We start from the raw sequence: 23,158 nt of genomic DNA, 5'->3' as shown, positions 1-23,158 counted from the left end.
ATGGAAACCATCGTCTTTGCCACCAACAACCCCAATAAAATTAGAGAAGTACAACAACTACTTGGAAGTAACTATCAATTTCTGAGCCTGGAAGAAGTAGGTTGTATGGAAGAATTGCCTGAGACCAGCCCAACCCTAGAGGGTAATGCGCTGGAAAAAGCGCGTCACCTTTACCATCATTATCACCATGATTGCTTTTCCGAGGATACTGGTCTGGAAGTAGAAGCGCTCAATGGTGCACCGGGGGTGATTACTGCCAGGTACGCCGGCCCTGAGCGTGATGCAAGGCTAAATATGCAAAAATTGCTGCGCGAATTAGGGCCACACACCAACCGCAAAGCCCGCTTCCGTACCGTAATAGCGCTGATCATCAACGGTAAAGAATACCTCTTTGAGGGTATCGTCAATGGAAGTATTAGCCATGAATTGCAGGGGGAAGATGGTTTTGGTTATGATCCGGTTTTTATTCCCGAAGGAGAAAACAGGACTTTCGCACAAATGAGCAAAGAAGAGAAAAATGCCGTTAGTCATCGCGGCCGAGCTATTGCCAAATTGCAAGATTTTCTAAAAAAACAGTTGCATCATGGCTAAAAACCGCTTGTGGATCCTTGGCTTTGGGCTGCTGGTCATAGTGTACGGAATCAGTCAGTACTTTCAACAACAACGCAGCAATAGCTTCCATTCGGTACTCTTGGATTTTGTGCCGAAAGAAGTGATCAAGATTGACATTCACAAAGCTGGCAACCTGCCTTTTAGCATTCTAAGACATGATGATCGATGGCTACTGACCCAACAGAATGTCAATGAGGCTGCTGCCAACGAAGCTGTGGAGGATTTGTTGAGGCGTTTGCGTGACATCAGGACTTCCGCATTAGTTAGCCAACAGGAAGCCGAGTGGGAGTCTTTTGGCTTGGGCCCAAAACAAGGAATATTACTGTGCCTTCATTTTGCGGAAGATGAACCCAGCTGTGTGCGCATCGGTCGCTATACTTATTCTGCCGAAGAAAAGTCGGTGCAGGCGTATACTCGACTGGAATATCAAAAGGAAGTGTTTACAATCAATGGCTTGGCCCTGAGTATGTTTAGTGGTGACTTATCTGCCTTTCGGCGAAACCAGTTGCTCCACAGTGAAGCCTTTACTGACAGTTTGAAATTATACTTTGGCCTAGACACTTTGCTGATGATTCGGAATCGCCAAAATCAATTGAGTCTTAATCAACAGGACCCTGGCGATAGCTTGTTGTGGATGAATTACCTCCAACAACTTAATGATCTAAAGGGGCAATATTTTGCCGATGACATCAACGAATTAAGCATGGATTCCTTGCGTTATTGGCAACTCACCATCTATCAAGGGGATGACTCCCTTTTGCTGGATTGCTATCGAGATACCAGTCGGCAAGACCCCTATTTGCTTCATTCTCAGCAATTCAAGGGTACCTGGATCAGTAGTGACAGTGCTGGCCTGCACGCTCAACTTATTCAACCGTGGTTAAAATGGATCAATCATCATGACTGAATTACTTTATAAATTTACGCCTACTTCTGACGATAAGTTCTACCTTTGGCTAGGCATTTTCTTGGCTCTTGCTGGTTTTAGCACAGCCTATTACTTGCTCAAGAAGCCCGCTAGTGGTCGTACTTACACGAGCAACAGCATCCTGGCAATGCTGGCTTTTTTTGTAGGACTAATGGCCTTCGGAACTGCTTTTTTCAGCGGCTGGAGTTTACGCAAACAAGGGAAAGTAGCGCTTTACACGGAGGGACTCCAGGTAGGTGTTGACGAAATCCCTTATGGAGAAATTCGGAAGATCTATTTCAAACAAGACAAAAGTGCTTCTGTGTTTCAGGCGCAAGCCACCACAAAGACCGTTACCTTTTTGGTTATTGAGCAAGAAGGCGGAAAAACGCACGCGATTTCGGAGGAGCAATTTCCCATTGGCGAGATCATGAGCAGAATCAAAGAGATCACGAAAAAAGAATAATCGCAGATGAATTTACTGCAAAGCATTTTGGGCTCCAAGATTTTAGAAAGAACCAAACGGCGACTGGGAAAATTAACGGGGCTGCACTTGAAGTTGAAACGCTTTACCGCTTCCGCGAGTGAACCGTTGAGGATAGCCATGCTTTTGAAAGAGCAGGGGGTAGACTTGGTTATTGATATTGGTGCCAACACTGGCCAGTTTGCAGAATCACTCTATGATTTTGGCTACCGTGGCCGTACCATTTCATTCGAGCCTGTTTCGGAAGCTCACCGGGAGATCAGTGCCCGCTCCGCAGCATATCCGCAATGGATCGTTGCCGAGCGAATGGCCATTGGTGAAAAAGATGGCGAAATAGAATTTCATATCACCGATGATACCCAGTTCAGCTCTGTACTACCCATCGAAGAGAGTTTTTCTGCCCACAACACAAAATCAGCCATTGTAAAAAAGGAACTATTACCCATCAGGCAACTCGATCATGTGATCGAGCAGTATGCTCCCGACTGGGAAGCGGCTACTATTCTGCTGAAGATTGATACGCAAGGTTATGAACAGCAAGTCATCAGTGGTGCCCAAAAAGTTCTGGCTAAAGCCAAAGGATTGAAAATAGAAATTCCTGTTTACAAAATTTACCAGCACGCTCAGCTAGGCTTCTACGAAACCCTGCATTTTATTGAGCAGGAAGGCTTCCAACCTTTCAGCTTTCACGTCGAAGGTGTCGATTTACCTACAGGTCGGGTGAATACCATAGATGGTCTTTTTTTTCGGATGGAAAAAGAATAACCAGGATGAGCAATCCGATTGGGGGAAGTCTCCGCATGTGGGGTTCGCTACTGTTTTTTAGTAGCATTATCGGAAGTACCAGTTTTGGCCAAACGCTCTCCGAAGTGCAGGGCGCAGATCATGCAATTCGGCTCTCATTAGGGCACTTCTTTGCCCCCATGACTCCAGGGCCACATGTGAGCTACGAGCACCGTACCAAAGGAAACGTATACCTACGACACGAAGCGGGAGTAATCTTCGACTACAATTATCCCGATCAAGCATCGCTGGAATCGCTTCATGGCTTCCGACTACGAACCGCGCGCCGAAAATACCGCAACAACCCTGGCATCATACGCCAGCGTCACTACCACGAATTTGCTTTTGATTACCGCCTGACCAATGCCCGTGTAGAAGGTGATTTTTCCCGAATAGGGGCCAGTGGTAGCTACTCCCAGCGGATTAGCTACGGCATCATTCAGCATAGCTTTAGCCTCAATTATATTCGTGGTTTTTGCGCTATCTTTGGAGAGCATTGGCAACTGGATTTTGGCATAGGAGCAGGCTTGCGCTTGAATAATCGCAATTACGGTGAGATTCCTGAAGATACTTATTTTCGCACCAACGGCTCCCTTTTCTGGCAATATGGCGCCAGAGAGCCTTGGCATTTGACCCTTTCTGTTCCTGTGATTTTAGCACTTGGCTATCAATTTTAATCTTTGAAAGACCCACTGAAAATATTGCAGCAATACTGGGGCCACCCAGGTTTTCGGCCTTTACAGGCCGATATCATTGCCGCTATTCTAGAGGGAAAAGACACCTTGGCTTTGCTTCCAACCGGGGGCGGAAAATCTATTTGTTTTCAAGTTCCTGCCATTGCGAGCGAAGGGCTCTGCCTGGTTGTTTCGCCATTGATTGCACTGATGAAAGACCAGGTGCAGCAACTGAAGGAACGTGGCATAAAAGCCGAAGCCATCTACGCCGGATTAAGTCATCAGGATATTGATCGCATCGTTGATAATGCCGTTTACGGGCATCTCCAGCTTTTGTACCTGTCACCGGAGCGATTGCAAACCGACATCCTCAAAGAACGCCTCCCCAAGATGCCGCTTCGGATGATCGCCGTAGACGAAGCCCACTGTATTAGCCAATGGGGCTATGATTTTCGCCCGGCCTATTTGGAAATTGCGAACATCAGAGAATTAGTACCTGAAGTCCCGATCATTGCGCTAACCGCGACTGCAACTCCTGAGGTAGTCACAGATATCCAGGAAAAATTGCTGTTTCGCAAGGATCGGCGGGTATTTCAGAAAAGCTTCGTGCGGGATAACCTGGCGTATGTGGTCCGGCAAGCCGAAGGAAAAATTGCCCAACTGGCCAATATTTTACAAAAAGTGGAGGGAAGTTCGGTGGTCTATGTTCGAAGCAGGCGACGCTGTAAGGAAATCGCGGTAGAATTGGTTCGCCGAAAAATTGCAGCCAGTTACTACCATGCTGGCTTGGAAATGGACGAACGTTCAGCACGACAGGAAGCCTGGATTGATGGCCGCATTCGCGTAATGGTAGCCACCAATGCCTTTGGTATGGGGATTGATAAAGCGGATGTACGCTCGGTGGTACACATCGATATCCCGGATAGCTTGGAAGCTTATTTCCAGGAAGCTGGCCGTGGTGGAAGAGATGGTGAAAAAGCCTACGCTGTATTGCTCTACAGCCGCGATGACAAGGATCGTCTTTTGCGAAATTACGAACGCTCTTTCCCGCCGATGGAGGAAATTCGCAGGGTGTATCGCGCCTTGGGCAGTTACCTCCAACTAGCTACTGGTGCGGGTATTGGGAGGAGTTATGATTTTGATCTTGCCCAATTTGCCCAGACCTACCAGCTAGAAGCGGTAATGGTACACCATTGCCTTTCGGTGCTGGAACAAAATGGCTGGCTTGCTGTCAGCGATGCCGTCTATGTTCCGGCGTACCTGCAAGTGATTGTGAACAAGGATGTTTTGTACGATTATCAATTGAAGCACCGCAAGCTAGATCGCATTTTAAAAATCATCCTCCGCACCTATCAGGGAGCCTTCAATCATCCGGTCAAACTTAAGGAATCGCAACTTGCTAAGTTTTTGAAAATTAGCACCAAAGAATTGCAAAAGGGACTGCACAATATGCACACTGCAGGTATTGTAAGGTACCGCCCTGCGAAAGATAGTCCACAGATTACTTTACTGCGTGACCGGGTGCCAGCTGAGCTTCTGTCCATCGACCTACCGGCTTACCGCATACGGAAAGAACGGCATCTCTCCCGAATTAAAGCGGCTATTCGCTATGCTGAAAGAGACATTTGCAGGTCGCAGCAGCTCGTACGCTATTTTGGAGAAAAAAACAGCCCGGTATGTGGGCATTGTGACGTTTGTCTGGCACGCAAACAAGCAGGCCTCTCCGTCAGTGAACATCAACAATTAGCCCATCGCCTGGAGGAAATACTCATCAAGGAAAGTTGTTCTTTAGAAGAGCTCATTTCGCATTTCGCCAATGTACGCGAAGAGGATGTATTGACCAGTTTAAGCTACCTTGTAGACGAGGGCTTTATTGAAAAAGACGCTACAGGGAAACTCGTTTGGAAAATGTAATCTAATCTATCAATGCGTCTTTCCCAAATAGTTTAAAGAGACGATCTTTAAAGCCACTGAAATCAAAAAGCTTGCTGTCGGCCATCGCCTTAACGGTAAGCCAGATTCCGATGGGTGATAAAACAATACAAGGCAACCATGCTGCCAGGGAGGCTGGCACCAGCAAAGTTTCCGCAATTTTCCGGCAGAATATCGTCAAGACAATGAAGACGATAAAAGCCACCACGCTCACCAGGAGTGGATAGCCAAATCCTCCCTTGCGGACAATCGCTCCCAGGGGAGCACCAATAAATACAAAAATAATACAGACGATGGCCATGCTGTACTTGGTGTGCATTTCGTAGATGTGCTTCACCTTGTCTTCTTTCGTACGGCTCAGTGATACTTCTGCTTGTTCCGCCTGATTGATGATTGCGCGCGCGCTCGACTTGGCTTTGGTCATGAAGCGGCGACGTTCTGCCGGAGTGAGGAGCTCCAGCCAAGCTGCTACTGTTGTAATACTATCATCAAAGCGCTCTAATGGCAGGATGGGTTGTATTTTTGTTGTGTCCGCCTTGTCGTCTACCCCTGCTGCTTTTTGGATTGCTGCCGCTTTGGCCATTCGCTCTTTCAACTCAGCTTTGGCTTCTTCATCATCGGGTGTTCCTTTTCTGGGTTTGGGTTTGTCTTCATCAGTTGCGCGTTCACGGCCTGCCGCGGAGATGCGCTTGGAATAATTCTCTAGTCGCTGGATACTATCCCCACCCATTTTTTCCATGAGTTTTAAGCTATCAGCGGTAAGCGAATCTTGTAATGTGATTTCATCTGATAAGCTATCCTGCTCCGGAGCTTCCTCCCCATCAAGCGTATCTGTTTCCAGTTCTATTTGTGGATACAAGCTATCTATGGGTAAGACGCTGAAATGGGTCCCTACTTGTTTAGCTAAATTCAAATACCGCTGATCAATCCGCTTTTGGATGGTATCAATCTGGCTGGCCAATTGACTGATACTCATCATGGAACGGTTCTGACTAAACAAGTCTGGGTTGGTGATATCCATATTGAACTCACTCAAATCAAAGACCTTGTTCCAGGTTTTAAAGGAAGTCCGTATAAAGGGAGCTCCCTGGCCTGTATTTCGACCCGTTGGGCGCGATTCTATGTACTGGTGACCATTGTACAGCTGCATCACGAAAAAGCTGCCGTCTCTGGTAGAGAACATTTCTCCCGATTCTGCTACTACCTGGGTGAGTTTGCCGCTATTGGCTTCAGAGTGATCATAAATAAGTACATCCTTGATGGTTCTTCCGTCGCTGCCTTTCTCTCCTATTCTGATGGCATAATTGCCAAAGTCGTCATTAAAGATGCCCGTTTCCATGCTCATGGTAGGCTTCTTTTCCCGGATATCGTACATCCGGGAGCCAAACTGCAGGTTAGCAATAGGAATGATATAGTCGTTACATAGGTACGAAACGAAAGTAGCTACTGTTCCAAAAACAATGATAGGGCGCATCACCCGCAAGAGTGAAATACCCGCAGATTTGAGGCTGGATAGTTCATAGCGTTCGGCTAAGCCCCCAAGTACCATGACCGCAGAAATCAAAATCGCTAATGGCAAAGCCATGGGTACCAGACCAACACATTTGTAGGCGAGCAATTCGATGATGACAAAAACGCTCAAGCCTTTACCTGCAATATCGTCAATATAGACCCACAAAATCTGCATCAGTAGCACAAAGGTTGCGATACCGAAAGTCACCAGAAAAGGTGGAATGAAGCTTACCAGTAAAAGACGATCAATTTTTTTCAAAACACAAAATTAAAGACAGTACATATTATCATGCCCCAAAGGTAACGCACCAGTGGGCAAAAGAGATGCGTAGGCGCTGTATTTTAGGAAAAAGATGGATTTAGTCGAAAAAAATATTCCCTCCTTGTAACAAAGCTCAATTTCGCCTCGTCGAGCAATTGAAATCGGATACAACCACAAATGGATTGGATGGAATTTAGAGAACAAATATGGCCCATTAAAGATCGACTCTACCGCCTGGCGCTGCGTTTGGTCAATGATCGTGCCGAAGCGGAGGATGTCGTCCAAGAAGTGATGGTGAAACTTTGGCAACAAGGCAAAGATCTCCAGCTTGTCAAAAACCTGGAAGCCTGGTGCCTCAGGATGACACGCAACCAAGCCCTGGATAAACTGAAAGGCGGTTACCGTAAAAGAAGAACAGAAATTACCGAAACCCTCCCCCAGTTTACAAGCGCTGATACGCCAGAGCAACAGATGGAATGGAAAGACACCTACGAACACATCAAATCAATGATGCAAAGCCTGCCGGAAAGCCATCGGTCGGTAATGCAATTGAGAGACATCGAAGGGCTTAGCTATCAGGAAATCGCAGAGGCTTTGGAAATGACGATGCCACAAGTAAAAACCAATTTATTCAGGGCAAGAAAAACCCTCCGTGAAGAACTTTTAAAACAATCTTCCTATGGATTATAATACGGCAAAAAGACTACTCGAACGCTACTTTGAAGGCAATAGTACACTGGCTGAAGAAGCACAACTACGCTCCTACTTTCAGCAAGAAGACCTGCCGGCAGATATGCTTACCTATCGTCCACTCTTTCAGTTTTTCACAGCGGCTGGAAATCAAAAGGTCAGCGAAGCATTTACTGAGCGACTGGAAACTATCGGGCACAAAACCACCGCCAGCATAGTCCCATTTCGGAAAGTAGTAGCACGCTGGGCCGCCATTGCGGCGATGATAGCCTTAGGGCTCGCTGCCTGGATGTTAGTACCTGACACTAAGGAAACGACGAAACAGACAGCTATCGACTGGTCTCAATTCGAACCACAAAACGAGGAAGAAGCCTTGCGAATCACGACTGCGGCTTTACAGAAAACCAGCTCCTCATTGCGTCGTGGCATGGAGGTTGCTACCAATGAGCTCCAAAGTGTCAAGAAGTTGGTACAGCCCTGGTGATGCTTAGGTACTTGGTACAAAGTATAGGGTATAAGGATTTTAATACCCCAGGTGGATGATAAGTGCTTGAAGCAAGCCCAATTTAAACAAAATCGAAATCAAAAATACTTCAATATGAAACCTTTCTTTTTATTGGCCTTGCTCAGCTTGGCCACGATGAGCCTCTACGGCCAAGCCAACGCTATAGATTCCTATTTCCAGGATTATGTAGAAGATGAAAAATTTTCGGTTATCTATATCAGTCCACGCCTATTCCAGATGTTTGAGAAAATTGGTGGAGAGAAACTTGATTTAGATGATAAGGAGGCCGCCGCATTCATGGATTTGGCGACCGATCTACGTGGGCTACGTATCCTTAGCACTGACGTCACGCCAGAGAAGTATTTCAATGAGGCGAAAGCTAAGATCAATACCAAAACCTATGAGACCCTGATTACCATTAGGGAAAGGAACGGAGGAAACACGGAATTTTTACTAAGAGAAGATAGTAAAGGCAATCTTGAAGAACTGCTCTTTCTCTCCTATGGCGAAAGTGAGTTTACGCTCATGAGTTTCGTCGGGCCCCTGAATCTCGACAAGATCATCAAGCTTGCAGAAGAAATGGACAAGGAGGATTAATGTGAGGTTGTGATACCCAGTACAAAGTACCTAATACCTATTACCATTACCTAAATATCACCCGGCGCTATTTTGCGCCAAAACAAACCAGAAAATGAAACCATTAACCATGTTATTTGCTCTTTTAGTGAGCAGCTTATGCTTATCCGCCCAAAACAACGTGATCAATTCTTTTGTCGACAAATACAAGGATTTAGACAACGTCACCCACGTGAATATCAGCGGTGGTCTACTTGATATTATCAGTAAAGCAACGGACGAAAATGGAGAGCGAACTTTTCTGTCAAAGCTCAATACCTTGCGCGTTTTGTCGGTTCCAAATCGGGCAGCAATTAAGGCTTCGGACCTGACAGCCCTTCGACAAGGCATTCAAGCCAATAATTACGAAGAACTCATCAAGATACGTGACGGGAAGGACCTCGTTTACATCTACCTTCACGAAAACAAGGACCAGGTTATTGAAGAGCTGATTGTGCTGGTGGAAGATCCGGACGAAGTAACCCTTGTAAGCCTCAGCGGCTTAATGTATTACGAAGACCTGCAAAAACTAGAGCTTGACGGAGAGGCTGGTGAGGCCCTTAACAGACTGCCGAGCAAAGAGGAACCACGGCCATAGAGGGAGATAAGGGGTATACGCAAAACGGAATTTTGGGTATACCCCGACGTAGGCCAAGCCAACGACGAACAGGGGAATGCTCTTACGATTAGTCTCGTCGGGTTATGATTTCAGCTCAAGCGTAAAACCCACACTCGGGCTGAAGCCCAAGCTACAGTCGCGGATAGTGTATTAGCGCTTAACCACTATGATCTCTCCCCTTCGCTTCCCCCTGTTGATACTCTTGTTCCAGGCGCTGCTGTTCTAATAGTTCTTCTTCGGTCGGTTGAGCGTTGAGCAGGGCATTCAAATCCGGTTGCCCGGCATCTACCCAGGCGGTAAACCACGCACTACCTATGGCCAGAATAGCATCTTGCATGCGCGTTTCTACCATGCCGTTCATGGCTTGTTCATAATCCCTGGCGTAGTCTTCACATTGGGTGCGAATCGTGCGGCCCAGGCGTTCTTCAAAACAATACTGTTGATCAGGGGGGATGGTTTGGCTCAGCCTCTTTTCAATTAAAAGTACACTGTCAAGTAGTTGATGACTATCCAGTACGGCTTGCCAGAAGTACTCATTTTTGTCTCGAATATAGGCGGCTTTACCCACGAAGTAATCGTAGCCTTTATCGGCAAAAAGCTCGGGCAGACGGCTCTCCCAAAAGGCGTGAATCCCAACTTGATTGGTCATCTCACCATTATAGTTTTCGGTGGTATGAAGCGGTACGTGGGCATCCCCGATATAGTGGCCTATTTCGGCACAGATGCGCAAAATCGAGCGAGCATCACCACGTTCAAAAGCACGAGTAAGCTGCCGCTGGGTACTCTCCAAGTGATAAGGTACAATCCCGTATTCTGAAAAATGATCAATAGCCTCTACCCTGCTAAAAGTTTCGGCAGGCCAGCCAAATAGGGCTGCAGTAGCTGCTGGTGAGGGCAACCATTCGTCTTCGTAGTACTGTGGCTGGATTTCTTCTTGCCAAAAAGCTTTATAGTCCTTGAGGGATAAATAAAGCGGTAGTTCGGGATGATTGATTTTCAAAAGGGCAGTATCTCGGCCGTTGCTTGCTCTCAGAATCGATGCTACTTCTACTACCAAGGTGTCGCCAGAATCGGCCTTGATCATTCTCAGCTCACCGTAGCGCAACAAGGCTTCCGTCCAGTTTCTAGGCACCTCAGGAAAAGGATGGACACCCCAATGGTCGATATCGATATAGTGCCTGACAGCCTCGTGCTTGGTGGCGTAGCGACGCTTGTCGGGGTCTACCGCATGATCGGTCAGGTATTCAATGTGGTGTCTGAAGAAAGGCATCATCTCCAGTGGCAAGGTGAAGACCGCCATCCGATTGATTCGGCGATGGCCAAAGAAGCCCCATTCCTCCGTTTTAGTATCATCTAAAGTAAAAGCACTCAACAGGGTGAAAATCAACAAGAAAAAGAGGATGCCTGGTCTGAAAAAAGAGATCATCTGCTTGGCCACTACTTTGGTTTTAAGGACGTTCAAAAAAATCGTTGTACTTAGGTGAAAAGTGAAACCTCACTCTACTCTGTAATCTCAAACAAGGTTCCCGTTCTTCCTGGAGGAACAAGACCAAGGTGTCGGTAAGTTTTTTCCGTAGCCTCCCGTCCACGAGGTGTTCGTTGGATATACCCTTCCATGATCAGAAATGGCTCGTGTACTTCCTCAATAGTACCTGCCTCCTCTCCTACTGCCGTAGCAATGGTCGTGATACCCACCGGGCCACCTTTGAATTTGTGGACGATCGCGCTGAGGATTTTGTTGTCCATCTCATCCAATCCACCTTCGTCGACATTTAGCGCTTCAAGGCCGTATTGAGCGATGGGCACATCGATCTTTCCATTGCCTTTCACTTGGGCAAAATCCCTGATCCGCCGCAGTAGCGCATTAGCAATCCTTGGAGTTCCCCGACTGCGGCGGGCAATCTCCATTGCCCCAGGGCCATTAATCGGGACTTGCAAAATGCCCGCAGAGCGAATGATGATTTTACTGAGTGTAGCTGCATCGTAATAATCCAGCAGGCAGGTAATACCAAAGCGCTCGCGCATCGGAGCGGTTAACAGCCCCAGACGAGTCGTCGCACCTATCAAGGTAAACGGGCTCAAGCTGATTTGTACCGTACGAGCATTGGGGCCACTGTCGATCATTATATCGATCCGGTAATCTTCCATCGCTGAGTAGAGGTACTCCTCCACGACGGTATTGAGTCGGTGAATTTCATCAATAAAGAGCACATCTCCTTCTGATAAATTGGTGAGCAAGCCGGCTAAATCACCAGGTTTTTCCAGTACAGGGCCACTTGTCATCTTCAGCTCTGCGCCCATTTCATTGGAGACAATGTGGGAAAGGGTCGTCTTCCCTAAGCCCGGAGGGCCATGCAATAGCACATGGTCCAAAGCCTCCCCGCGTTGCTTGGCGGCCTGGATAAATATTTTAAGGTTCTCAACAATTTTAGGTTGGCCACTAAAGTCATCTAAAGCCTTGGGGCGCAGGGCTCTTTCGTATTGCTGATCATCTGCCGGTAGTTGATCTTTATCAGGATCCAGATGAGGATTTCGCATATTTTGAATCGTCAGTATTAGAGCTAAAATTAAAGTGGATCAATCATTTTCACACTCGCTCAGGAATAAAATTTGCAATCAAATGAAACTTGTCGTTTTTGATCGTGTTTGCAAGTTAGTAAGAAGCAAAGAAATTCTTACTTTTGTCCGGGTTTTTCGGAACCCTCTCGCCGAACTCTTCGGCAATATCAACTATTTAGTCTTGTTTAGTAAATAAAAAAACCAGGAAACAACAATGAGTGGATCAAAAATAACCATCAACAACGGAAAGCTAAACGTACCTAACGACCCGATTTTGCCTTTCATCGAAGGAGATGGTATCGGACCAGACATTTGGGCATCTGCCAGCCGTGTATTGGATGCAGCCGTAGAAAAAGCTTACGGTGGTGAGCGTAAAATTCACTGGAAAGAAGTTCTGGCCGGAGAAAAGGCATTCAAAGCTACTGGCGAATGGTTGCCCAACGAAACCCTGGAAACCATTGAAGAATATCTGGTAGCCATCAAAGGTCCGTTGACGACACCCGTTGGTGGTGGTATCCGCTCTTTAAATGTAGCACTGCGCCAGAAGCTTGACCTCTACGCTTGTGTACGCCCAGTACAATACTTTGCTGGTGTACCTTCTCCCGTGAAGCAACCTGAGCTGGTAGACATGATTATCTTCCGTGAAAACACCGAAGACATCTACGCAGGTATCGAGTTTCAGGAAGGCACCGACGACGCCAAGAAGTTTCTTGCACTGTTGAAAGAAGCTTTCCCAGATCGTTACAATAAAATTCGTTTCCCGGAGACTTCTGGTATTGGTATCAAGCCTACTTCTGCTGAAGGTACTGGCCGCTTGGTAAAAGCTGCGATCAAGTACGCTATCGAAAACGGCAAAGACAGTGTTACCTTGGTGCACAAAGGAAACATCATGAAGTTTACCGAAGGTGCTTTCCGTGATTGGGGCTACGAAGTGGCTGCTAAAGAATTTGGCGGAGAAGAACTGGACGGTGGCCCATGGCACGTCATCAATGTCGACGGTCGTAAAATCACGGTAAAGGACGTTATTGCTGACGCCTTCCTTCAGCAGATCATCCTCCGTCCGAAGGAATACAGCGTCATTGCTACCATGAACCTGAACGGTGATTACATCAGTGATGCCCTAGCTGCCCAGGTGGGTGGTATCGGTATTGCTCCGGGTGCCAACATCAACTACAACACGGGGATCGCTATCTTCGAAGCTACCCACGGTACTGCACCTAAGTACGCTGGTCTGGACAAAGTAAACCCCAGCTCCGTGATTCTTTCTGGTGAGATGATGTTCCGCTACCTGGGCTGGCCCGAAGCCGCCGACCTTATCCTGAAAGGGATCAACGGCGCTATTGGCAGCAAGCGTGTTACCTATGATTTCGAACGCTTGATGGACGGTGCTACCCTCCTGAAGTGTTCTGAGTTCGGCGACGAGATCATCGCTAACATGTAAATCACGAGGTGATTTGATTTTCAGAAAGGGTTTTTGACTTGCGTCAAAAACCCTTTCTGATTTGATGTGGGATCAGATATGTAAATTCGTTTCCTTTAGCTTAACCTTACTTACTCTCCTAAAAAAAGCTCTTCGAAAGTTTTTGCTTTATTAATCGAGCGTATCCAACTGGCCTTAGTAATGGACATTACTTCGTCATTATTCAATTTTTCTAAAAAGAACACTTTCAATTCATCAAGTTTCATATGCTCTTCTTCTTTATTAAATTTTATAACTCCTTTTTTTGTTAAAGGCAAATAACTAAGCCAATTTGAAAAGAAATACAACTCTTCAACAGTATAAATATCTCCTTTAGAGTCAACCACCTTATGACCAATAAGAAGTTCAGATTTTCTAGAGAAGATAAACTCCCCTGTTAATAGACTGTAGTCTAGATGAAGGTCGTTACTCCAATTTGTATCTGACAGCATTGTCAAATCAATCGCTGGAAATTTCGGTTTGCTAGATGGTAGTTTTTGTAGGTACCTTAATTCATTTTTCTTCATTTTTGATTCCTGTACGGAACTTTTTGGCAACAGAAGGAGATGCCGTCCGATTGTAATAGTCTGATATTTTTCGGGTTTGCTGCCTAGCCTTATTTGAGAAGACCACACGGAACAACTTGCCTACCATTGCTCCATTTCTTTTTCCAAGTCCTCCAAGGTAACGAACTCGCCTCTTTCTACTTGAGCCATCGATTCTTGCAGTTCGGTCATAAGCTCTGTTTCAGTCATTCGCTTCCAGTCTGGAGACGGCGGGATCGCCAGGATCATTTCGTCCGTAATTTCGTCTTCCCTGATCGACTCTTAGGTTTGGTTGGAAAAGTTTGTACTTGCATAAAGATAAACGCTTTAGACAAGCATCTCTTGTCTGGCAGGTTATCATTTTAGTGCCTGCCTATCAGCGTATAGCTTAGCCAATGGGGGAAGGGCTATTTTACACAAGTAACAGGTTTTCCAAAATAGATCTTTACTACATCAGGCTCATTTTTAGCATATATTGCTTTGTAACAAAGGCCTACTTCTACGGATGGATTATTAATTTCAGTTTTGCCGTAGATTATTGTTCCATCCGAAAGAGAGTATTGATAATATGCATCTGTTGTCCTTGTAGTTGTTCCTTTTTTTCGGAAATTTAGTTTTGTTACTTTAACAATAGCATCTGTTTTTGAAGATTCTAGAATTTTGTTTCTCTTATAAACATTGAATGCCATTAGCCCTATTAATGATAGAATAGCTAGAAACAATATATACTTGCCATTGATCATTCTCATTAGTTTCCGGTTGTTGCTGTAGTAACTGCAGTATTCACTGCAGACTCTGCTGTTTTATTAACGACTTCCCTTCCAGCACTTGTGCCTAGCCCAAAGAAATTACCAAAATATCTATAGTTGATTATATCCTCAGCTCTCCACAGGTTTTCTTCCGCTTTTAAGACTGTAGGGCCATATAAGGCGACCATTCAGGCAATACCTCCGCCAACGGATCCACCTGCCCCCACCTTCCAATAGCCGGATCATAATACCTCGCTCCATAATCATACAACCCCGTCGCTTCATCCAGCTCCTTACCATTATACCGATACCGATTATTACTCCCTCCGCCATTGCTGATGGCTACCGCCCTGTTCCAGGCCAAAAGGGGCATATTTATAGAATGCCATCACTATATGTTGGTTACTCACCAACAACTCTTCTAATTGATTTTTGGTCATTGCTTTACCTATTGGTGGATTAGGATTATACTTCATGTTGCCGTCGATGATCGAAAAAATTGGAAGCATATTAGAATGATCTATTAAAGAAGAGATTTGCACAGTAAGAATAACCAAAGATTCAATAGCAATCATGAAAGAGGATTCCCTTTTCGTTTTTCCTCGTCAAAGCCGCTCGAACCAATCAAATAAAAACAAAGCGGGCTGACTCAGTATCAACCGAATCAGCCCGCCCTTCATGCAACTCGGGCTGAAGCCCAAGCTACGTTTAGCATGTACTAGTGCTGTACCACAATCTTTTCGATACGCGTACCAGCATCGGTATCCAACTGTAGGAAGTACATACCGCTAGCAAGAGTACGAACGTCGTAGTTGAAGGTGCCGTTCTGGAGCTTATCAAACTCTTGGGTAAGGATGATACGGCCCGTTTGGTCGTACAAGCGCACCAAAACATCCACCTGCTTAGGGAAGTCAATCTTCATATTGAAGTTGTCTTTCGCAGGAACAGGGAATACACTTACGGCATACTCAGAAGGCAGTACTGTTTCGATGCCCGTGATGGCTGGTTGGTCCAGGAATGGGTTATCACCGATAGACAAGCGTACGATAGGCACTACCGTACCACCAAAACCACCAGAGAAGAAGTTTGGAGACTCCCCTACCAAGTCTACGATATCAGAGTACTGCTCAATACCAACGGAGTCGGTAATGAAGTTATTCGCATTGTAGTTGTACTGCTCGCTGGCAGAGATAGCCACCTGGTCATTCATGTCTGCACCAACGTACTGAACAACAGCGAAGTAGTATTTTCCGCTGGTCATCTGGATACCTTCCTCATCGATACTTACAGGAACAGTCAGTAAAACTTCATCTTCCGAGCCATCAAATACATACTCGTTGAAGGCGATTGGAGAATTACCATATTCATCAGGACCGATACGGCCATCACCATTTACATCACCGTCTGACTCATAAAGTAAAGTGGTTACACTACCCGTGCCATTTACTGCATCAGAAGCATTGTCTACCATGAAGGAGATGTAGCGTGCATACCAGTTTTCACCATTAGGTACGTAGTAGCTGTTTCCGATAAACCAACTGCGGTCGTTGGTCAAGAAAATACCACGGGTACGGCCTGTTTCTTTTGCAAACAAGGTATCAGTCACTGAGAAGCTAAAGAACAATGAATCGTTAGCAGGATTTACATCCACAGAATCTTGGCTCAACACGTAGGTGCCCTCATAAAAACCGATAGAAGACTCATCAGCAGGCAGATCCAAAGGCATGGTGGTGTCGAAGAAGTCATTTTCTGCGATAGAGTCTACTGCAATATTGCCATAGTTCTTGGTCTGGTCGAAGACAACGGTTCCACCATCGGTTACGTTGATGATTTGCAGGTTTAGTTGTACGTTTTCTGCCTCTAATCCACCATTGTTCTGGATATCAGACATGAAGTACTGAGGCTGCAACTGAGAATAAGGCGTATTCACGTTGTCAGGAATAGCAAAGAAGTTGGCATTCGCCTGGATATCGTAGCCGATACGCTCCTGGATAGAAATGTCATCAATTCCCCAGAAGTAGTAATCCGTAGCGAAGGTGATCTTCACACGAATCTCATTCGCGCCAGCCGTATAATTGTTCAGAATAGGAATAGTCTGACGGTTGTTACGGAAGGTGTTGGTAGGGAAGTTGGGGTTGAAATCCGTAGCTGGGCTCCACGTAGCGCCATCATCGGTACTTACCGAGAAAGACGTCTTCAATCCATCAGGAGCATCAGCTGGCGTATTCAAGTAGGCCAATCTTTGGGTGAGCGAGATCGATAGTGCACGGTCGGCAGCAGAAATATCAATCGGAGGAGAAATCAATTCCGCTACGTACTGAGGGTATGGCGGAGGGTTAGGGCTAGGGATCAAGCCACCATCACCACGGAACATCTGGAAGATGTTGTTCATGATCATGGTACCATTGGTACGAGTCTCCGAAGCAACGAATACAGCACCAGGTGCTTCGAAACCGAAAACACCGTTGCCCATGTTGCCATTGGGGCTCCAGGTCCAAATCGCACCGCACTCAGAGCGCTTAGTGAACTCTAAAACTACATTGCCTCCATCAGCGGTGTAGGTAAGCGTATTGCCACCGTTGGTCAACACCACCGTAGGAGAACCAATTCCAATAAAACGCTCAATATCACTGATGTCATCTACTAAAATATTGGTTGCCCATTCTACGATACCACCAGGAGTGGTTTCAGCAAATGCCATACCATCTGCGATGATCGCCGATGGATCAACAGAAGAGGTCATGATATTATTCTCATCTATGCTGTAAGTACCATATACCGTAGCATAGATGGTGAGATCATCATCAAAAAGAGAAATGGTATACTCTGTGTCGTTGAGGAAACTCCATTCGAAAACTCCTCCTTCCGAATCAATCTCTTCTCCATCAACCGTACCGGAGGTCAAAGACCAGATACCATATTCAGGTCCTGAGTTGTTTCCATAAGTATTGACGTTGCCACCACAAGAAATAGGATTAACCGTCCAACCGGCCATGCCTTTGGAGAAATCTTCTTGCCAGATAATGTCCTGCGCGGTCAAAGCACCGGCGGCCAATACCAGGAAGGCGAAGGTTAGTAAACGTTGCATCATGAATTGCATGTTTTAAATTAAGTGTAGATAATAGTCGACAAATATAGGCTACTCTTTTCAGATAAAAACCGAAATAATTAGCTCTTATCTGACAATTGAATAGCAATTTTTGCCCAATTGCTAGCAATGGACAAAAATTAGGTTAAAGACAATTTTGTTACCAGGGTTGTTCGCTAAGATCAAGCTGAAAAAGAAGTACCACAGCCGCAGGATTCTTTGGCATTAGGGTTGTTGAAGGTAAAACCACGATTATTGAGTCCGTCCAGCCAGTCGATCTCCATCCCTAAAAGATAGATACCGTGTGCTTTTTGAATCATCACCTTTAGTCCGTCGATTTCATAGACGTCGTCCTGTTCTTTGATGACATCAAATCCCAGGATGTAAGAAAAGCCTGAACAGCCACCTCCTTTTACACCTACCCGCAGTCCGTGATCTGCTGGAACAGACTGTTCTTTCTGAATACGCTGTAATTGCTCAATGGCGCCTGGTGTAAGGGTAATGGGTTGCATGCTCGTTTTCACCGTGCTCATACTGATGATGTCTTATTTAGATGAATTCCAAAGTAAAGATACAAATCCAAAACATACACAGTACCCACTTGGTTGGCATTTATGAAAAAATAGGCCTTAAAAGTGGAGAATCTTGACGTAGCAGTTACTTTTGTGGCTTTGGTGCGTTATTAGACCATAAGTAATTCGACGGAAATAACTGATTCCATTTTTGATTCGCGAATATTTTCACGCAAGCGCCTTTTAGTTGCTTGCTTAGAAAATTTTAGCGAATCAAAAATGGAATCAGTTATTTTTGCCCCGTCACTATTACTGCACAAAAAAACAAACAGTATCCATGTTGGTATTTCTAGAGATCATAAAAATCGCCATTCCGGCCATTGTAGTAGCACTGACCAGCTATTTCATCATTCGAGAAATGTTGCGCAAGCAACTACAAATGCAAGAGCAACGTATCCGCCAAGAGCGTCAAAGCGCGGTCACCCCATTGCGGATGCAAGCTTACGAGCGGCTTTCCCTGCTCATTGAGCGGCTTTCTATTCCGGGGCTGCTGATGCGTACCGATAGCAGTGGCATGCAGGCCAACACCTTGAAAATTGCGCTAATGATGACGGTGCAGCAAGAGTTTGAGCACAATATTTCTCAGCAAATTTACGTGTCCGAAAAACTTTGGGAAATCATCAAGGCTACCCGTGACGATCTAATTCAGTTCTTAGACCTGGTAAGCGAAAAGGTGGCTAAAGATGCACCAGCCAAAGCCTATCGCGACGCCCTCTTTGCCTATCAACAACAACGCGATTACGATCCCATCGCTACTGCTCAAATGGCCATTCGCAAAGAGGCAACCAGCTTATTCTAGTATCTTCAAAACCTCCTCACCTATGTTCGCGTCTTCCACCTACCACCACCGTCGCCAGGCATTGGCCCAGCAATTTTCCGACCATGGCCTTTTGGTCCTCTTTGGCAACGAAGAGAGCCCGATGAATTATACGGACAATACCTACCCTTTTCGGCAGGATTCCAATTTCCTCTATTTTGCGGGCCTCGAAGATACCGGGCATTTTCTGATCATTGATCTGGCCAATGGAAAAACGACCCTTTACGGAGACGACCTCAGCCTCGATCACATTGTCTGGATGGGCAACCAGCCCAGCATGGAGGAGAAGCAAGCACGCATCGGTGTAGAACTACACGCGACTTATGAGCAAGGCTTGGAGACTATTCGTAAAGCAGCAAAAGCCAAACAAACCATCCATTATCTTCCGCCTTATCGGGAAGAAAGAGTAAGCCTGCTAGCAGAATGCTTAGGACAAACAGCAGCAGCTACTCGCCAAGGTTTCTCTGAGCAATTGTGCCGTGCGGTCATCCAGCTGCGGTCATACAAAACCAACGAAGAAGCGGCAGAAATGGATAAGGCGGTAAACATCACCCGCGCGATGCACTTGGCTGCAATGCGTAGTGTAGCCGCGGGCCAGCGAGAATCTACGGTAGCTGGTATCGTAGAAGGTATCGCTATTGGCGGGGGTGGTCGACTGGCTTACCCTTGTATCGGAACCATCAACGGTCATATTCTACACAATCACCATCACAGTAATGTGATACAAGACGGGCAGCTCTACCTCCTCGATGCTGGTGCCTCTTCCATTAGTCAATACGCTGGTGATATCACTCGTACTTTTCCGGTTAGCAAAACTTTTACTGATCAGCAAAAAGACATTTACGCCATTGTGTTGAAAGCCTTGGTCGATTGCTCTGCGGCGTTGCGGCCAGGGTATGCTTACCTTGATGCTCACCTCCAGGCTGCCCGCATCATCACTCAAGGGCTAAAAGATTTGGGCTTGATGAAAGGAGACGTTGATGCCGCTGTAGCCGAAGGCGCCCATGCTCTGTTTTTTCCCCACGGCCTGGGCCACATGATCGGGCTAGATGTTCACGACATGGAAGACCTCAACGAAAACTGGGTCGGTTATGATGAACACACCCAGCGTTCTACCCAGTTTGGGTTAAAGTCCCTGCGTTTGGCTAAACAACTAGAGGCTGGTTTTGCTCTTACCGTAGAACCCGGCATTTACTTTATCCCCACCCTGATTGAACGCTGGCAAGCGGAGGGCAAATTCAAAGATTTTGTCAATTACGACGCTTTAGCTCCCTTCCTCAATTTTGGAGGAATAAGAATCGAGGATAACTTATTGATTACTGAAAATGGTGCTCGCTTGATTGGCGATGCTATTCCTAAAGGAATCGCTGAGGTTGAGGCGGTGAGGTTGTAGGTTGTAGGTTGATGGTTGATGTGACTATCCCTGAAATACGTTGACAACAAATTTAGTTAAAAATGAAGTCAACGAATAAGGTTAATCGGCCCAAAAGGCGTCGTAATTACAGTGAAACCTTTAAAAAAGCGCGAGTTAAGGACTACGAAGAAGGTACCTTTAGCGTGGCCCAGATGGGTCGTTTATACAGTATCCATGTAAATATTCTGTACCGCTGGATAAGTAAGTACAGCGCGTACGATCAACAAAAAGCGATAATAGTGGAAGTACCAAATTCCCAGACGGAGAAGGTTAAATTGCTGGAAAAGCGGGTGGCTGAACTAGAACGTTCTCTAGGTCAAAAACAAATTAAATTGGACTACTATGAGAGCTTTATAGAGGAGCTTCGTGAAGCAGGAATAGATGTTGAAAAAAAAAGTGGTTTTACGACTCCCTTGTCCGGCTCTTGTCGAAATACAGATCAGAAATGAAGAGTCCAAGTAATGAACAAGTATATGCTGCACTAGGTACTTCGCGTCAATCGCTGTCGCAATATTTACGTCGGCGAGCGGATTATCAGGACGGGGTGTATTCAGCGGAAGCAATGCTGTTGACACACCGTGCAGATCACGGAGGTTTGGGTCTTGAAAAGGCCTACTATATGATCCAGCCAGAAGGACTAGGTCGCGATGCATTTATTCGAGAGATGACTCTATTGGGTCATTCGCTGGAACGAAAAAGGAGCTATGTTAGAACTACGAAGAGTGGTGGTTTACGGTATCCTAATTTAGTTAAGTTGCTTACTATCATAGGTTTAAACCGAGTTTGGCAATCGGATACGACTTACTATCGCCTAGAGGACAAGTATTACTATCTGACGTTTATCATAGATGTGTATTCCCGGCTTATAGTGGGCTATAGCGTAAGTGATAACCTCCGAGCTAGAGCAAACATAGAGGCACTGAAAATGGCCTTGCGGTTGCGTCGTGGTATGGATTTGAGTGAACTGATCTTCCACAGTGACGGGGGCTCCCAGTATCGCAGCAATGACTTTATAGAAGTATTGAGGTCACGAGGAATCAGCTCTAGCATGTGCATTACAGCATTGGACAATGCGTACGCAGAGAAGCTCAATGATGTGATCAAGAATGAATACCTTGAGCACTGGCCAATCAGAGATTATAGAGCACTGAGAAGGTACGTGAAGAGGGCTGTAGAGAACTACAACAAAGTGCGTCACCATAGTCAGTTACCGCTGCGAATTGCACCTTTGGGATTTGAATGTTATCTTGAGGAGAGTAAGGGGCAAAGACCACCATCGTTGTTGATACGAGACGGCGAAGCAAAAGAGTTGGAATACCAGCCAATGGCGGCTCAGAATCTGACTTATCCCAGTAGCGGAGCTTTTGATGGGACAAGTCAGATTCTGCCCGCATTTGTTAAGCTTGGTTTGCCAAAAGAAGATGGACAACTAGCACTCAGCTTTTAAGTAGAATGATTGATAAACCTGTCAACGTTATTTAGGGAAGGTCAATGGTCAACCTACAACTATCAACGATCAACCATCAACCATCTTCCTACTTTTGCCATGATGTTTTGACGCAATAGCGTATCCTTAAACATCCAGCGGGCGGCATCGAGGTGAGTGCCTCGCTGCATGGTTATTAAGTCGCAAGTAGAGGCAGAAGAATGCTCGCGGTAGCATTTTTGGAAACTCACCACGGCCTCGTAAGGTACCATGCCGTCTTTAGTACCGTGAATGAGTAAAAAAGGGGGAAGCTTAGCGGTTTGTTTAGCTATTTGCGCGACCGGATTCGCTAAGCTATAAGTAGCTCTTTCGGGGTGACCTGCCAGAAGGCGAATGATAGGATTGTTTTTCATCAAAGAAAAATCAAGTACTCCTCCGCAGGCAACGACTCCTTTGATTTGGGCAAGGTCCCAACCTGCTTCTTGAAGGATGCTTTTATCTAAACCGGCAATGGAAGCCAGGTGCCCACCAGCCGACATTCCTAAAAGTACAACGTGCGGGTGAGGATTACCCTTGCTTTGCCAGAAATTGCGGCAAGCAGCCAAGGCCATTATCGTATCCTGGCGAATCGTTCGAAAATCGTTCCAGGGCAACCGGCGGTAACTGGGAATGATAACGCCGTATCCCGCATCCAGAAAGGGGTGAGCCGTTTTTTGAAACTGTTCCGGGCTACCAAACTGCCAACCGCCGCCGTGCCAGTATATGATCCATCCCAACGGAGGCTCAGCGGGTTCAACGATCAGGAAATATTGACGATAGTGATCACCAAAAGCTATTTTTTGTACAGGGTAAGGTAGATCAGGAGAAGCCCTTACGACCTTCCAGTAGTTTGGCAAATGGAGCAGTTCGTGTAAGAGGGTTCCTCGAAACATGA

26 protein-coding genes are annotated in these 23,158 nt (G+C 46.0%); 15 read left to right on the top strand and 11 right to left on the bottom strand.

Annotation, left to right across the window (positions count from 1 at the left end):
• From AB0L18_RS21555 to AB0L18_RS21530, 6 genes are read left to right on the top strand one after another with little or no spacing between them, the layout of a single operon-like run.
• On the top strand, positions 1–591 hold the full coding sequence (locus tag AB0L18_RS21555; RefSeq protein WP_367389394.1) for a non-canonical purine NTP diphosphatase: 591 nt from the start codon (positions 1–3) through the stop codon (positions 589–591).
• The gene (locus tag AB0L18_RS21550; protein ID WP_367389393.1) at positions 584–1,519 is read left to right on the top strand and encodes a DUF4340 domain-containing protein; all 936 of its coding nucleotides are present in this window, start codon (positions 584–586) and stop codon (positions 1,517–1,519) included. The genes AB0L18_RS21555 and AB0L18_RS21550 overlap by 8 nt, the downstream gene beginning before the upstream one ends.
• On the top strand, positions 1,512–1,985 hold the full coding sequence (locus AB0L18_RS21545; RefSeq protein ID WP_367389392.1) for a hypothetical protein: 474 nt from the start codon (positions 1,512–1,514) through the stop codon (positions 1,983–1,985). Before AB0L18_RS21550 ends, AB0L18_RS21545 begins: the two co-directional genes overlap by 8 nt.
• A 6-nt stretch (positions 1,986–1,991) precedes the next feature.
• Entirely contained in the window at positions 1,992–2,768 is a 777-nt protein-coding gene (locus tag AB0L18_RS21540; RefSeq protein WP_367389391.1) for an FkbM family methyltransferase, read from the top strand.
• Between the two features lie 5 nt (positions 2,769–2,773).
• Positions 2,774–3,463: a hypothetical protein gene (locus AB0L18_RS21535; RefSeq protein WP_367389390.1), complete on the top strand. Its 690-nt coding sequence runs from the start codon at positions 2,774–2,776 to the stop codon at positions 3,461–3,463.
• A gap of 3 nt (positions 3,464–3,466) precedes the next feature.
• The gene (locus tag AB0L18_RS21530) at positions 3,467–5,374 is read left to right on the top strand and encodes an ATP-dependent DNA helicase RecQ (protein WP_367389389.1); all 1,908 of its coding nucleotides are present in this window, start codon (positions 3,467–3,469) and stop codon (positions 5,372–5,374) included.
• 1 nt (position 5,375) lies between these two features.
• Here the strand turns inward: AB0L18_RS21530 and AB0L18_RS21525 are convergent, their stop codons facing one another.
• Positions 5,376–7,163, bottom strand: a complete 1,788-nt coding sequence (locus AB0L18_RS21525) for an LptF/LptG family permease (RefSeq protein WP_367389388.1) — start codon at positions 7,161–7,163, stop codon at positions 5,376–5,378.
• A gap of 189 nt (positions 7,164–7,352) precedes the next feature.
• On the opposite strand from AB0L18_RS21525, the gene AB0L18_RS21520 reads away from it, so the two are divergent.
• The 4 genes from AB0L18_RS21520 (at position 7,353) to AB0L18_RS21505 (ending at position 9,574) form a co-directional block, all read left to right on the top strand.
• Positions 7,353–7,856, top strand: coding sequence for an RNA polymerase sigma factor (locus AB0L18_RS21520; RefSeq protein WP_367389387.1), 504 nt, complete (start codon positions 7,353–7,355; stop codon positions 7,854–7,856).
• Complete coding sequence (locus AB0L18_RS21515; RefSeq protein ID WP_367389386.1) at positions 7,846–8,340, top strand: hypothetical protein; 495 nt, start codon at positions 7,846–7,848, stop codon at positions 8,338–8,340. The genes AB0L18_RS21520 and AB0L18_RS21515 overlap by 11 nt, the downstream gene beginning before the upstream one ends.
• Before the next feature lie 114 nt (positions 8,341–8,454).
• Positions 8,455–8,958 carry a DUF4252 domain-containing protein gene (locus AB0L18_RS21510; protein WP_367389385.1) on the top strand — a complete coding sequence of 168 codons (504 nt, stop codon included), beginning with the start codon at positions 8,455–8,457 and terminating at the stop codon, positions 8,956–8,958.
• Positions 8,959–9,052: 94 nt separating this feature from the next.
• Positions 9,053–9,574: a DUF4252 domain-containing protein gene (locus AB0L18_RS21505; RefSeq protein ID WP_367389384.1), complete on the top strand. Its 522-nt coding sequence runs from the start codon at positions 9,053–9,055 to the stop codon at positions 9,572–9,574.
• A 178-nt stretch (positions 9,575–9,752) separates the two neighbouring features.
• Here the strand turns inward: AB0L18_RS21505 and AB0L18_RS21500 are convergent, their stop codons facing one another.
• Both AB0L18_RS21500 and ruvB read right to left on the bottom strand, forming a co-directional pair.
• Entirely contained in the window at positions 9,753–11,057 is a 1,305-nt protein-coding gene (locus AB0L18_RS21500; RefSeq protein WP_367389383.1) for a zinc dependent phospholipase C family protein, read from the bottom strand.
• Positions 11,058–11,095: 38 nt separating this feature from the next.
• On the bottom strand, positions 11,096–12,133 hold the full coding sequence (gene ruvB, locus AB0L18_RS21495; RefSeq protein ID WP_367389382.1) for a Holliday junction branch migration DNA helicase RuvB: 1,038 nt from the start codon (positions 12,131–12,133) through the stop codon (positions 11,096–11,098).
• A gap of 235 nt (positions 12,134–12,368) precedes the next feature.
• Here ruvB and icd point away from each other — a divergent pair, with 235 nt between their 5' ends.
• Entirely contained in the window at positions 12,369–13,595 is a 1,227-nt protein-coding gene (gene icd / locus AB0L18_RS21490; RefSeq protein WP_367389381.1) for an NADP-dependent isocitrate dehydrogenase, read from the top strand.
• Positions 13,596–13,705: 110 nt separating this feature from the next.
• On the opposite strand, the gene AB0L18_RS21485 is transcribed toward icd, so the two are convergent.
• The 7 genes from AB0L18_RS21485 to AB0L18_RS21455 all read right to left on the bottom strand — a co-directional run bounded on the left by AB0L18_RS21485 (position 13,706) and on the right by AB0L18_RS21455 (position 18,528).
• On the bottom strand, positions 13,706–14,140 hold the full coding sequence (locus AB0L18_RS21485; protein WP_367389380.1) for a hypothetical protein: 435 nt from the start codon (positions 14,138–14,140) through the stop codon (positions 13,706–13,708).
• A 120-nt stretch (positions 14,141–14,260) separates the two neighbouring features.
• A complete protein-coding gene (locus AB0L18_RS21480; RefSeq protein WP_367389379.1) occupies positions 14,261–14,407 on the bottom strand; it encodes a hypothetical protein in 147 nt (48 codons plus the stop codon).
• 158 nt (positions 14,408–14,565) lie between these two features.
• Positions 14,566–14,907, bottom strand: coding sequence for a hypothetical protein (locus AB0L18_RS21475; RefSeq protein WP_367389378.1), 342 nt, complete (start codon positions 14,905–14,907; stop codon positions 14,566–14,568).
• 157 nt (positions 14,908–15,064) lie between these two features.
• On the bottom strand, positions 15,065–15,271 hold the full coding sequence (locus AB0L18_RS21470; RefSeq protein WP_367389377.1) for an RHS repeat-associated core domain-containing protein: 207 nt from the start codon (positions 15,269–15,271) through the stop codon (positions 15,065–15,067).
• Complete coding sequence (locus AB0L18_RS21465) at positions 15,225–15,416, bottom strand: hypothetical protein (protein WP_367389376.1); 192 nt, start codon at positions 15,414–15,416, stop codon at positions 15,225–15,227. Before AB0L18_RS21465 ends, AB0L18_RS21470 begins: the two co-directional genes overlap by 47 nt.
• Positions 15,417–15,625: 209 nt before the next feature.
• Positions 15,626–17,998, bottom strand: coding sequence for a T9SS type A sorting domain-containing protein (locus AB0L18_RS21460; protein WP_367389375.1), 2,373 nt, complete (start codon positions 17,996–17,998; stop codon positions 15,626–15,628).
• 179 nt (positions 17,999–18,177) lie between these two features.
• Positions 18,178–18,528, bottom strand: a complete 351-nt coding sequence (locus AB0L18_RS21455) for a HesB/IscA family protein (RefSeq protein WP_367389374.1) — start codon at positions 18,526–18,528, stop codon at positions 18,178–18,180.
• Positions 18,529–18,844: 316 nt separating this feature from the next.
• Here AB0L18_RS21455 and AB0L18_RS21450 point away from each other — a divergent pair, with 316 nt between their 5' ends.
• The 4 genes from AB0L18_RS21450 (at position 18,845) to AB0L18_RS21435 (ending at position 22,245) form a co-directional block, all read left to right on the top strand.
• Positions 18,845–19,366, top strand: a complete 522-nt coding sequence (locus tag AB0L18_RS21450; protein WP_367389373.1) for a hypothetical protein — start codon at positions 18,845–18,847, stop codon at positions 19,364–19,366.
• Positions 19,367–19,388: 22 nt separating this feature from the next.
• Positions 19,389–20,777: an aminopeptidase P family protein gene (locus AB0L18_RS21445; RefSeq protein WP_367389372.1), complete on the top strand. Its 1,389-nt coding sequence runs from the start codon at positions 19,389–19,391 to the stop codon at positions 20,775–20,777.
• A 62-nt stretch (positions 20,778–20,839) separates the two neighbouring features.
• On the top strand, positions 20,840–21,247 hold the full coding sequence (locus tag AB0L18_RS21440; RefSeq protein WP_367388045.1) for a transposase: 408 nt from the start codon (positions 20,840–20,842) through the stop codon (positions 21,245–21,247).
• Complete coding sequence (locus tag AB0L18_RS21435) at positions 21,244–22,245, top strand: transposase (protein ID WP_367388625.1); 1,002 nt, start codon at positions 21,244–21,246, stop codon at positions 22,243–22,245. Before AB0L18_RS21440 ends, AB0L18_RS21435 begins: the two co-directional genes overlap by 4 nt.
• A 62-nt stretch (positions 22,246–22,307) precedes the next feature.
• On the opposite strand, the gene AB0L18_RS21430 is transcribed toward AB0L18_RS21435, so the two are convergent.
• A complete protein-coding gene (locus AB0L18_RS21430; RefSeq protein ID WP_367389371.1) occupies positions 22,308–23,156 on the bottom strand; it encodes an alpha/beta hydrolase fold domain-containing protein in 849 nt (282 codons plus the stop codon).
• Between the last annotated feature and the right edge of the window lie 2 nt (positions 23,157–23,158).

Origin of the sequence: Lewinella sp. LCG006 (genome assembly GCF_040784935.1) — a bacterium.
GTDB lineage: Bacteria > Bacteroidota > Bacteroidia > Chitinophagales > Saprospiraceae > Lewinella.
This window is presented reverse-complemented; position numbering and strand designations above follow the sequence as displayed.

Excerpts from the sequence above, each read along its gene's own strand:
- AB0L18_RS21465 (WP_367389376.1), bottom strand. The coding sequence starts at position 15,416 with ATGCTTCCAATTTTTTCGATCATCGACGGCAACATGAAGTATAATCCT.
- icd (WP_367389381.1), top strand. The coding sequence starts at position 12,369 with ATGAGTGGATCAAAAATAACCATCAACAACGGAAAGCTAAACGTACCT.
- AB0L18_RS21550 (WP_367389393.1), top strand. The coding sequence starts at position 584 with ATGGCTAAAAACCGCTTGTGGATCCTTGGCTTTGGGCTGCTGGTCATA.
- AB0L18_RS21555 (WP_367389394.1), top strand. The coding sequence starts at position 1 with ATGGAAACCATCGTCTTTGCCACCAACAACCCCAATAAAATTAGAGAA.
- AB0L18_RS21540 (WP_367389391.1), top strand. The coding sequence starts at position 1,992 with ATGAATTTACTGCAAAGCATTTTGGGCTCCAAGATTTTAGAAAGAACC.
- AB0L18_RS21510 (WP_367389385.1), top strand. The coding sequence starts at position 8,455 with ATGAAACCTTTCTTTTTATTGGCCTTGCTCAGCTTGGCCACGATGAGC.
- AB0L18_RS21545 (WP_367389392.1), top strand. The coding sequence starts at position 1,512 with ATGACTGAATTACTTTATAAATTTACGCCTACTTCTGACGATAAGTTC.
- AB0L18_RS21480 (WP_367389379.1), bottom strand. The coding sequence starts at position 14,407 with ATGATCCTGGCGATCCCGCCGTCTCCAGACTGGAAGCGAATGACTGAA.
- AB0L18_RS21445 (WP_367389372.1), top strand. The coding sequence starts at position 19,389 with ATGTTCGCGTCTTCCACCTACCACCACCGTCGCCAGGCATTGGCCCAG.
- AB0L18_RS21440 (WP_367388045.1), top strand. The coding sequence starts at position 20,840 with ATGAAGTCAACGAATAAGGTTAATCGGCCCAAAAGGCGTCGTAATTAC.
- AB0L18_RS21535 (WP_367389390.1), top strand. The coding sequence starts at position 2,774 with ATGAGCAATCCGATTGGGGGAAGTCTCCGCATGTGGGGTTCGCTACTG.
- AB0L18_RS21450 (WP_367389373.1), top strand. The coding sequence starts at position 18,845 with ATGTTGGTATTTCTAGAGATCATAAAAATCGCCATTCCGGCCATTGTA.
- AB0L18_RS21460 (WP_367389375.1), bottom strand. The coding sequence starts at position 17,998 with ATGATGCAACGTTTACTAACCTTCGCCTTCCTGGTATTGGCCGCCGGT.
- AB0L18_RS21475 (WP_367389378.1), bottom strand. The coding sequence starts at position 14,907 with ATGAGAATGATCAATGGCAAGTATATATTGTTTCTAGCTATTCTATCA.
- AB0L18_RS21430 (WP_367389371.1), bottom strand. The coding sequence starts at position 23,156 with ATGTTTCGAGGAACCCTCTTACACGAACTGCTCCATTTGCCAAACTAC.
- AB0L18_RS21515 (WP_367389386.1), top strand. The coding sequence starts at position 7,846 with ATGGATTATAATACGGCAAAAAGACTACTCGAACGCTACTTTGAAGGC.
- AB0L18_RS21455 (WP_367389374.1), bottom strand. The coding sequence starts at position 18,528 with ATGAGCACGGTGAAAACGAGCATGCAACCCATTACCCTTACACCAGGC.
- AB0L18_RS21505 (WP_367389384.1), top strand. The coding sequence starts at position 9,053 with ATGAAACCATTAACCATGTTATTTGCTCTTTTAGTGAGCAGCTTATGC.
- ruvB (WP_367389382.1), bottom strand. The coding sequence starts at position 12,133 with ATGCGAAATCCTCATCTGGATCCTGATAAAGATCAACTACCGGCAGAT.
- AB0L18_RS21435 (WP_367388625.1), top strand. The coding sequence starts at position 21,244 with ATGAAGAGTCCAAGTAATGAACAAGTATATGCTGCACTAGGTACTTCG.
- AB0L18_RS21520 (WP_367389387.1), top strand. The coding sequence starts at position 7,353 with ATGGAATTTAGAGAACAAATATGGCCCATTAAAGATCGACTCTACCGC.
- AB0L18_RS21485 (WP_367389380.1), bottom strand. The coding sequence starts at position 14,140 with ATGAAGAAAAATGAATTAAGGTACCTACAAAAACTACCATCTAGCAAA.